Annotated in this window: 7 protein-coding genes and 1 pseudogene; 3 read left to right on the forward strand and 5 right to left on the reverse strand. The window is 70.4% G+C overall.

Features of this window, described 5'->3' with window-relative positions:
• The 3 genes and pseudogenes from G6019_RS04680 to G6019_RS04690 all read right to left on the reverse strand — a co-directional run.
• Nucleotides 1–484 (reverse strand): annotated as a pseudogene (locus G6019_RS04680) (haloacid dehalogenase); the annotation flags it as partial.
• Entirely contained in the window at nucleotides 481–1,032 is a 552-nt protein-coding gene (locus tag G6019_RS04685) for a TetR/AcrR family transcriptional regulator (RefSeq protein ID WP_159078006.1), read from the reverse strand. The pseudogene G6019_RS04680 and the gene G6019_RS04685, both read right to left, overlap by 4 nt.
• A gap of 119 nt (nucleotides 1,033–1,151) precedes the next feature.
• Nucleotides 1,152–2,765: a GMC oxidoreductase gene (locus G6019_RS04690; protein ID WP_182627117.1), complete on the reverse strand. Its 1,614-nt coding sequence runs from the start codon at nucleotides 2,763–2,765 to the stop codon at nucleotides 1,152–1,154.
• Nucleotides 2,766–2,898: 133 nt separating this feature from the next.
• On the opposite strand from G6019_RS04690, the gene ppk2 reads away from it, so the two are divergent.
• The 3 genes from ppk2 (at nucleotide 2,899) to G6019_RS04705 (ending at nucleotide 6,164) form a co-directional block, all read left to right on the forward strand.
• Nucleotides 2,899–3,798, forward strand: coding sequence for a polyphosphate kinase 2 (gene ppk2 / locus G6019_RS04695; RefSeq protein ID WP_228549382.1), 900 nt, complete (start codon nucleotides 2,899–2,901; stop codon nucleotides 3,796–3,798).
• Nucleotides 3,799–3,875: 77 nt separating this feature from the next.
• Nucleotides 3,876–4,934 carry an enoyl-CoA hydratase/isomerase family protein gene (locus G6019_RS04700; RefSeq protein ID WP_182627119.1) on the forward strand — a complete coding sequence of 353 codons (1,059 nt, stop codon included), beginning with the start codon at nucleotides 3,876–3,878 and terminating at the stop codon, nucleotides 4,932–4,934.
• Between the two features lie 54 nt (nucleotides 4,935–4,988).
• The gene (locus G6019_RS04705; RefSeq protein ID WP_182613425.1) at nucleotides 4,989–6,164 is read left to right on the forward strand and encodes an AI-2E family transporter; all 1,176 of its coding nucleotides are present in this window, start codon (nucleotides 4,989–4,991) and stop codon (nucleotides 6,162–6,164) included.
• On the opposite strand, the gene G6019_RS04710 is transcribed toward G6019_RS04705, so the two are convergent.
• Complete coding sequence (locus G6019_RS04710) at nucleotides 6,112–7,758, reverse strand: serine hydrolase (protein WP_182613426.1); 1,647 nt, start codon at nucleotides 7,756–7,758, stop codon at nucleotides 6,112–6,114. The genes G6019_RS04705 and G6019_RS04710 overlap by 53 nt on opposite strands.
• A 9-nt stretch (nucleotides 7,759–7,767) precedes the next feature.
• A partial coding sequence (locus G6019_RS04715; RefSeq protein ID WP_182627121.1) for a GH1 family beta-glucosidase occupies nucleotides 7,768–9,157 on the reverse strand: 1,390 nt, incomplete at its 5' end.

The raw sequence follows: 9,157 nt of genomic DNA on the forward strand, positions 1-9,157 counted from the left end.
GGGCCGTGGCGATCGCCCCGCGCACGAGGTCGGCGCGGTCGGCGTGGTGATCACCGAACGCGCCCAGCCGAGGATCCGGCAGGCCGTCGAAACCGCACAACCGGAGCTTGAGCAGCGCCGTCCGCCGCATGTTGCCGGTGACGATCCCCTGGTGCACCCCGGCCACGGAGGCGAGGGCCCCCGCCGCCTCGTGTGCGCCCGGCAGAGGCCCGCCGCCGGAGTCGAGCAGATCATGACCGTGGGTCTCGCACCTCTCGGCGACCGCGCGGAGGAGGCGGGTGACGTGTCCTTCGTGCGGCTCGATCCCGTTTCTCGCGAGCAGGTCGGTACAGATCGCGCGGTCCGTCCGCCCGGCGAAGGAGGTGTCCATGATCGGTTCCCCGCCCACCATCTCTGCGAGAGCGGGCCCGATCATCCGGGAACCGAACCCGGCGGGGTCGAGCAACGTGAGGTCGAGATCCCACAGGACCAGCCGGGTGCTCACGACGCCGATGTGAACAGCGGCGCCAGCCAGGCGGTGAGGAAGGACCGCAGTTCGGCGTCGGAGCGGGAGTCGGGGGGGTCGAGCACGATCACCGACCAGCCGATGTGGACTCCGACGTCGGCGAGGAAGTCGATGCGGTCGGCGTACTCGGGGAAGCGCTCGACCGCCGGTCTCAACAGTTGAGCAGTGTAGCCGAGGGATCTGTCGATGGCTCCGGGATGGTGGATCGGATTGCCCTCGCCGGAGAGCGTCAGCGCGCGGAGGAGGGGGTCGCCGAGGATCCTCTGCCGGGACACGACCACCATCTCCACCAGGAGTTCGAGCAGCGAGTCCGCCGAGTCGATGAGCGACTCGTAGGTACCGAGGAGTGCGCTGAGTTGATGGGTTATCGCCTCGCTGACGAGTTCCTCACGGGTACCGAAGATCGAGTACACGGTCTGACGACTCACCCCGGCTCGCTTGGCCACCACCGCGATGTTGACGCCCTCGAAGCCCACCTCGCCGATGACGCGGCGGGTGGCGTCGAGGATGTTCTCGCGAGACCTCACACCACCCATTATCCCGGTCGCCGCCACCGGTCCCGGGCATTCGACGCTGATGACGGTGTGCACATCCGTCCGGACGGCCTCGCCCGCTCCCGGCTCGGACGGCCTCGCCCGCTCCCGCCTCAGATGATCGCGCCCACATCGTGGCGGACGATCCGGTCGAGGGCTCGCTCGGCGATCGCCGCGATGGTCAGTGACGGGTTGCAGGCGGCGGTGGTGCCCGGGATGAGGGCCCCGTCGACGACGTACAGGCCCCGCTGGCCCAGGACCCGCCCGTCGAGGTCGCAGACCTGCTCCATGGCCGCGCCGCCGAGCGGGTGCCAGGTGGAGTTGACGATGTCGTTGGTGTCGGTGAGGTGGCCGGTCGGGCCGACGATGGCGCGCGCGGTGGGTTCGATGTGACCGCGCAGGATCCCCGCGTCACCGGCGGCGGGCCATCGGATGACGCCGCGGTCCTGCGCTGCGTCGTAGACGATCCGGCCACGGTCGGCGCTCACGCCGTACCCGACCATCATCGTGGTGTGCAGATCCGCACCGAATGCGGGGATCGACGCCTGGATGAGGGTGTGGGCGGTGGTGGGGTCCGACCAGTTGAGGCTCCCGTAGACCACAGGCCCGCCCTGGACGGCGCCGAATCCTGCGGTGGGGTCGGTCCAGGTGTAGATCCGGTCGGCGTTGGTGCCCCAGCCGCTGCCGACGGCGTCGGGGAGGTCCGTGATGGTGCCGGTGGCGGAGGCTCGGGTGAGCAGCGTGGAGGTGCCCACCGATCCGGCACCCAACATGACCGCGGGTGCGCGCATCGCCAGCGTCTTGAGGAGGCGTCCGGCGGTGTCGAGGACCTCGACGTCGAGCTCCCAGCGTCCGTCGGGCAGCCGCCGCATGGCACGGACGTCGTGGAGCGGTCGGACCTCGACGAGTCCCGTGGCCTCGGCATCGGCGAGGTAGGTCACGTCGACGGTGTGTTTGCCGCCGTTGTTGACGCCGAGCGCGCCCGAGCTGTCGGTGTAGGAGGGCCGCATCTCGCCGCGCAGCTCGGCCAGTGCGTAGTCCCAGTCGATGGGCATGGGGATCTTGCGCAGTGGCAGACCGGCGGCCCGCACCCTCTGGGCGAAAACGCGGGGGGCCGTGTACTGGGGGGAGTTGACGAGTTCGTCCGGGGCCTCGGCCAGGCGGAGCATCCGGGAGACGCGGGGAAAGTACTCCTGCTCCATCTCGCGCCAGTCGATCGCGCCCGGGAACCAGGTCTGGAACAACTCCTCGCTGGGCTGGAGTGACATGCCCTGGTAGATGAGGGACCCGCCTCCGACGCCGGTGGCGCACACGGAGGTCATGTTCTCGCCCACGGAGGCGTCGAGCAGCCCGGTGTAGCGCGGCAGGTCCACGGGTCGGCCGAAGACCTCGGGTGCGGAGCGGAACCACAGGATGCGCTCGTCGGGTGCGCTGACGCTGGGGTAGGTGGTCGAGTTGGGGCCGGTGGGCCAGCGGCGTCCTCGTTCCATGACGACGACGGGGACGCCCGCCTGGGCGAGCCGGAGCGCCGCGACGCCGCCGCCGAACCCGCTGCCCACCACGAGGACCCGGTGGTCCTGCACCTCGTGGGGGATTCGTCCGGGGCCTGCGGGTGCGGGGCTCGCGGGGTCGGTCCCCTGGCCGGCGGCGAGGGGGTCGGACGCGAGTGCCGCGACCCCGGCGGCGGCGAGTGAGCCGAGGAACCCCCGGCGGGTGAGAGTCGTCATGTCGCCTAACCGTCAGGATCGTGTCGGTGCGGTGACGAGCGTCACCCTCGCCCGAAGCTAGACAGTCGTCTGGACTACTGTCAAGACGTTCCTCCGGGCCCGGAGCCGCCTGCGCGGCCGTAGTATCGGTGGGATGAGTGGCGACAAGCAGGGCAAGAAGGGCGCCAAGAAGGCGCGCCCCAAGGCCTCCTCGGACGCGGCGGGCACGAAGGCGGGCACGAAGGACCTGCTGCCCAGCGGGCTCGAGAAGCTGCCCAAGAAGGCCTACGAGGCCGAACTGGAGCGGTTGCAGGCCGAGCTCGTGGAGATGCAGGCCTGGCTCAAGGAGACGGGGAACCGGCTCGTGGTGGTGTTCGAGGGTCGCGACGCCGCAGGAAAGGGGTCGGCGATCAAGCGGATCACCCAGTACCTCAACCCCCGGTACGCCCGCGTGGTCGCACTGCCCGCGCCGACCGAGGTGCACAAGACGCAGTGGTACTTCCAGCGCTACGTCGAGCATCTGCCGGCAGCCGGTGAGATCGTGATCTTCGACCGCTCCTGGTACAACCGGGCCGGCGTGGAGCGAGTGATGGGGTTCTGTACGACCGACGAGTACCGCCGCTTCCTGCACCAGGCGCCGATCTTCGAGCGCCTGCTCGTGGAGGACGGGATCATGCTGCGCAAGTACTGGTTCTCCGTGTCGGACGAGGAGCAGGAGCGCCGGTTCCGCTCCCGGCACGACGATCCCATGCGCCGGTGGAAGCTCTCGCCGATGGACCTGGAGTCGATCAACCGGTGGGAGGCCTACAGCCGCGCCAAGGACGAGATGTTCATCCACACCGACATCCCGGAGGCGCCCTGGTACACGGTGGAGTCCGAGGACAAGAAGAGGTCGCGGATCAACGTGATCTCCCACCTGCTCTCCACCGTCCCGTGGGAGAAGCTGGAGCCGCCGACCTTCGAGATCCCGGAGCGACCCGAGGGGGCCAACTACGAGCGGCCGCCACGCGAGGAGTTCAAGTACGTCCCGGATGTCGCGTCGGAATTGCTCTGAGGTGAGGCGGGGGCGATCTAGGTAGGAATTCCTAGTATCTCGGCGACGGCGGGTGACCGGCCTGACACACTGGGGGCATGAGCGAATTCGTCACCACCCGGCGAGAAGGCCGGATGCAGCACATCGTCCTGGACCGCCCCAAGGCCCTGAACTCCCTCGACCTACCCATGTGCCGGGCCCTGCACTCCGCACTGGACGCCGCCTCGCAGGACTCGGGCGTGGAGGCCGTCGTCACCACGAGTACCTCGGAGAAGGCGTTCTGCGCGGGCGGCGACATCCGCGCCCTGCGCGACGCCGCGGCCGCCGGGGAGCACCAGACCAACCGGGAGTTCTTCTCCGAGGAGTACGCGATGGACCTCGCGTACCACACCCACCGGGTGCCCACGGTCGCGGTGATCCACGGCGTCGCGATGGGCGGCGGCCTCGGGATCTCCATCAACGGTTCGCACCGGGTGGTCACCACCACGGTCATGATGGCGATGCCCGAGACGGCGATCGGGTTCATCCCCGACGTCGGCGCCAGCCACTTCCTGCCCCGACTGTGCGGCGGCGGGACCCGCGGCCTGGCGGTGGGGATCTACCTCGGCACCACCGGGGTCCGGATGAACTCCGCGGACGCCCTCTACACGGGTCTGGCCACCCATCTGATCGACGACGCCGACCGGGACACCTTCGTCACCGCCATCGGATCCGACGGCCTCGACGCCGCCCTCGAGCGACACGGCCTCGAGCGACACGGCCTCGAGCGCGCGGCGGCGGGGGAGTCCGCGGTCGAGCAGCACATCGACCGGATCGAGGACGTCTTCGGCCGCGGCACCGCGCAGGAGATGGTCGACGCCCTGGAGTCCGGCCCCCAGGACGAGTGGGCCACCGCGACCCTCGGGATGCTGCGGTCCCACTGCCCGACCTCCGTCATCGCCACCATCGAGCTGCTCCGCGCCGGGGCCGCCGCGGGCGATCTCCGCGAATGCCTCGACAACGAGCTGGCGCTGGGCGGATGGATCACCGCCCGTCCGGACTTCGTCGAGGGAGTGCGGGCCGTGGTGATCGACAAGGACCGCGATCCCACGTGGGATCCGGCCGACCTCGACGACGTCGACGTCGACGCCATCCGTTCGGCGCTGAACGGGGGCTGACAGGGGCTACTCTGATCCGCGTCCTGCGCGCTGGGCGCGGGTCGAGGAGGGGCCATGACGACCACCGGCGATGGCGTTCGCGAACCCGGCGTGCGCGAAACCGAGGTGCCCGCCCCGCACGAGGAGCCCAGGGGGTGGGGAATCGCCGGCGTCACGGTGGTGTCGCTGGCCGCGGCGTTCGCGGTGGTCTGGGGGATCTCCCAGCACGCGGCCATGGTCATGCCGGCCTTCCTCGCCCTCAACCTGGTGATCGCCGCCCAGCCGCTGCAGCGGCGCCTGGAGCGGGCCGGCCTGCCGCGGTGGGGTGGGATGATCATCGTCCTGCTCGTGCTCTACCTGCTGCTGGCCGCGCTGGTGGGGATGCTCGTGTGGGCACTGTGGATCGCCGCCGAGGAGATCCCGCAGTATCAGGGCAGGTTCGTCGAGCTCTACGGTCAGACCATCGAGTTCCTCGGCCGGTTCGGGGTCAGCCAGGATCAGGTCTCGTCGAGCCTGGCGGGCGTGGACCCCGGCACGATCATCGGGACGGTCCAGAACGTGGCGGGGCAGGTGTCCTCGGCGGGGGGCCAGCTCACCGTCCTGGTGATCGCGCTGACCTTCCTGGTGTTCGACGTCCCGGGCGTCACCCGCCGTCGAGCCGTGATCGTCCGTCAGCGGCCCCGGCTGGCCGACGCGCTCAGCTCCTTCACCGACGGCGTGAAGTCGTACTGGATCGTCTCGACGATCTTCGGTCTCCTCGTCGCGATCATCGACACGGTGGCTCTGATGATCATCGGCGTGCCGCTCGCGGTGGTGTGGGGCGTGCTGGCCTTCGTCACCAACTACATCCCCAACATCGGCTTCGTGCTGGGCCTCGTGCCGCCCGCGCTGTTCGCACTGCTGACCGGGGGACCGGTCGACGCCATCTGGGTGGTGGTGATCTACTGCGTGGTCAACCTGGTGATCCAGAGCTTCATCCAGCCCAAGTTCACCGGCGACGCCGTGGGACTCACCCCCACCGTGACGTTCCTCTCGCTGGTGTTCTGGACCTCGGTGGCCGGCGCGTTGGGCGCGATCCTGGCGGTGCCGTTGACGCTCGTGGTCAAGGCCTTCCTGGTGGACGCCGATCCGCGGATGAGGTGGCTCTCGACGTTCCTGACCACCCCCGACGCCGACGCCAGACGCGACAGACGGCGCGTCAGTCGCCGGGATCGCCCTCGGCGGGGTCCACTCCGGCAGGAGCCCGGGTGAAGGTCCCGAGTCCGTTGCCGTCCAGGAGCTCGACCGTGACCTCGTCGTCGTCGAACGTCACCGAGCCCCGCGACCCCGGCGGCCAGTTCTCGCTCCGTGGCTGGACGGCGAACGTCTCGCCGTCCCAGGGCTCGAGCGGCCACGCGACGGCCACCCGGCCCACGATCATCTCCAGCCCGTCCTCCGATTCGCGGACCTCCAGAGTCCCGAAGTAGTCGTTGTCGTAAGTGCCGACGAGCTCGGCCGGGTCCGGTGCCGGCGCCGGGGCGGCGGGTCGCCGCGCGTCCACCAGGTCTCCCACGGGATCGAGCACTGGGGCGAACGCCTGTCCGAACAGTTCGCGCCAGTCCAGCGTGGGGTCGCCGTACTGGGCGTAGTCGGCAAACCGGGCGTTGATCGTCTCCGCCACCCCGGTGGGCGAGGCGTTGGTCACGGTGATGATCCCGAGGTCCAGCGAGGGCAGCATGAGCATCGCGGTGCCCGCGCCGAGCGCGAAGGCCCCGGAATGGCTCCACTGGACCCGCCCTGACGAGCTGGTGCCGATGTTGAAGCCGTACCCGTAGGAGCCGGGGCGGTCGGCTGCGGCCTGTGGGGGCGCGGACACGATCTGTGGGGTGAGGGCCTCGCGCAGCGCCTCGGCGGGGACCACCTGGGTGCCGTCGGGTCCTTTGCCGTCGTGCAGCACCATGGCCATCCACGCGGCCATGTCGGTCACCGACGAACTCAGTCCCCCCGCCGGGGCCTGCGCGTCGGGATCGCGTTGGGGATCGGCGGGCACCCAGTCGCCGGTTCCCGCGCCCGTGTCGTTCCTGACGTGGCCGACGGCCCGGTTGTCCCGCTCGAGCAGCTCGACGTGCGAGTAGGAGGTCTCGCTCATCCCGAGGGGCTCGAAGATTCGCTCGCGGCTCAACTCGTCCCAGGGCGTCCCCGCGGCGACCGCCACGGCTTCCGCACCGGCCGTCAGCCCGAAGTTCGTGTACGCGTACGAGGCCCGGAACGGCGTGAGCGGAAGGTGCCGCAGACCGTGCAGGACCGCGGGCCGGTCATACCCCAGGTCCTCGAGATCGTCCCCCGCGTGCTCGGGCAGGCCCGAGCGGTGCGCGAAGACGTCGCCCACGGTGACGAGCGGGGACAGCTGGGCATCGGAGAGTTCGAACCACGGTAGGTACTCGCTCACCGGGGTGGACCAGTCGACCTCGCCGTTCCCGCTCTCCGCGGCCACCACTGTCGCGCTGACCGACTTGGAGATCGAGGCCAGTGGGAAGACTGTCCCCGCGTCCACCTCGGCGCCGGTGCTGGTGTCACGGACGCCGAAGCCCTCCGCGAGGACCACCTCGCCGCCGTGCACCACCGCGACGGCCGCGCCCGGGATCCCTGAGGCCTCCAGTTCCTCCTCGACGATGTCGGTGACCTTGCCGACCGCGTAGTCGATCCGGTCCTCGCCGACCTCGAGCGCCGAGTACGCGGCCGGACTCGCGTCCGGATCGGGTGTCGCCAACGGCGTCCCACACGCCGACCCGAGCAGCGCGAGGGCCGTGCACACGCCGATCAGGCCCAGGGAACGACGGCGACCGGCGGTCGAGACTGTGGTCATCCGCCCAGCCTAGACCGCCGGATCCTCTCCCGAGGGTCGTGTCGGACCACCACCCGCTACTCGCTCCCGCTGCGCGGCGATCAGGTCGCGGTACCAGTACCAGGAGTCCTTGCGGGTCCGCGTGAGGGTGCCGTGGTCCACGTGGACCAGGCCGAAGCGCTCGGCGTAGCCGGCGGCCCACTCGAAGTTGTCCATCGCCGACCACACGTAGTACCCGTCCACGTTCACGCCCGCCTCGACGGCGTCCGCCACGGCCGCGAGGTGTGCGCGGAGATACTCGATCCGCCGGTCGTCGTGGACCGCTCCGTCCGCTCCGGGGCCCTCGTGGAACGAGGCCCCGTTCTCGGTCACCGTCACCGGCGGCAGCCCCGGGTAGCGCTCGTGGAGCGCCACGAGGATGTCCGTGAGGCCCGACGGCACGACAGGCCAGTCGAAATCGGTCCGCTCGACGCCCTCGATACGTACCGGGCGGAACGGCATGTCCTGCGGGAAGTCCACCTCGAGCACCCCGGAGTAGTCGGTGTCGGGGCGCGGGGCCTCGATCACCGTGGGTTCGTAGTAGTTGACCCCGTAGTGGTCGAGGGGGCCGGCGATGACGACGAGGTCCTGCTCGAGCTGGTCGGGGGTCAGTCCCGCGGAGCTCATGACGAGCTCGGCCACCCAGTCCTGCGGGTACTCACCGCGCAGGACGGGATCGGAGAACAGCCAGTTGGTGAGGATGCGGAACATCTCGGCGGCCTCGAGGTCCTCGGCGGAGTCGGTCGCGGCGAGGACCGGGAAGTGCTGTTGGACCACCCCCACCTCGTGCCGGGTCCCGGAGGCCCGGATGGCCTCGACCGCCAGGCCGTGGGCGCGGAGCAGATTGTGCGCCACGGGCAGGCAGTCCAGCCCCATTCCGAGGGCCGGCGCGTGATCGGTGAGCCCGTGACCGTACAGGGTGTGGACGTTCATCTCGTTGAGCGTGTGCCAGCGGGTGACGCGGTCGCCGAGGGCGTCGACCACCACCGCGGCGTAGTCGGCTAGTTCCCGGGAGGTGTCCCGGCGCAACCACCCGCCCTCGTCCTGCAGGGTCTGCGGCAGGTCCCAGTGGTAGAGGGTGGGCACGGGGCGGATGCCGGCCGCCAGGAGATCGTCGACGAGCCGCGAGTAGAAGTCCAGGCCGGGTCCGTTGACCCGCCCGCGTCCGGTGGGCAGGACCCGGGACCAGGAGATCGAGAACCGGTAGTCGTCGACCCCGAGGTCGGCCAGGTCGCGGACGTCCTCGGCGTGGCGGTGGTAGTGGTCGCACGCCACGGCCGGGGTGTCGCCGCCGCGGATGCGGCCGGGTTCGGCGGCGAAGGTGTCCCAGATGCTCGGGCCACGCCCGTCGGCGTCGGCCCCGCCCTCGATCTGGGCGGCC

It is taken from the genome of Dietzia sp. DQ12-76 (assembly GCF_014145045.1).
Taxonomy (GTDB): Bacteria; Actinomycetota; Actinomycetes; order Mycobacteriales; family Mycobacteriaceae; genus Dietzia.

Coding starts and splice junctions, on each gene's coding strand:
- G6019_RS04700 (WP_182627119.1), top strand. CDS start 3,876: ATGAGCGAATTCGTCACCACCCGGCGAGAAGGCCGGATGCAGCACATC.
- ppk2 (WP_228549382.1), top strand. CDS start 2,899: ATGAGTGGCGACAAGCAGGGCAAGAAGGGCGCCAAGAAGGCGCGCCCC.
- G6019_RS04710 (WP_182613426.1), bottom strand. CDS start 7,758: ATGACCACAGTCTCGACCGCCGGTCGCCGTCGTTCCCTGGGCCTGATC.
- G6019_RS04690 (WP_182627117.1), bottom strand. CDS start 2,765: ATGACGACTCTCACCCGCCGGGGGTTCCTCGGCTCACTCGCCGCCGCC.
- G6019_RS04705 (WP_182613425.1), top strand. CDS start 4,989: ATGACGACCACCGGCGATGGCGTTCGCGAACCCGGCGTGCGCGAAACC.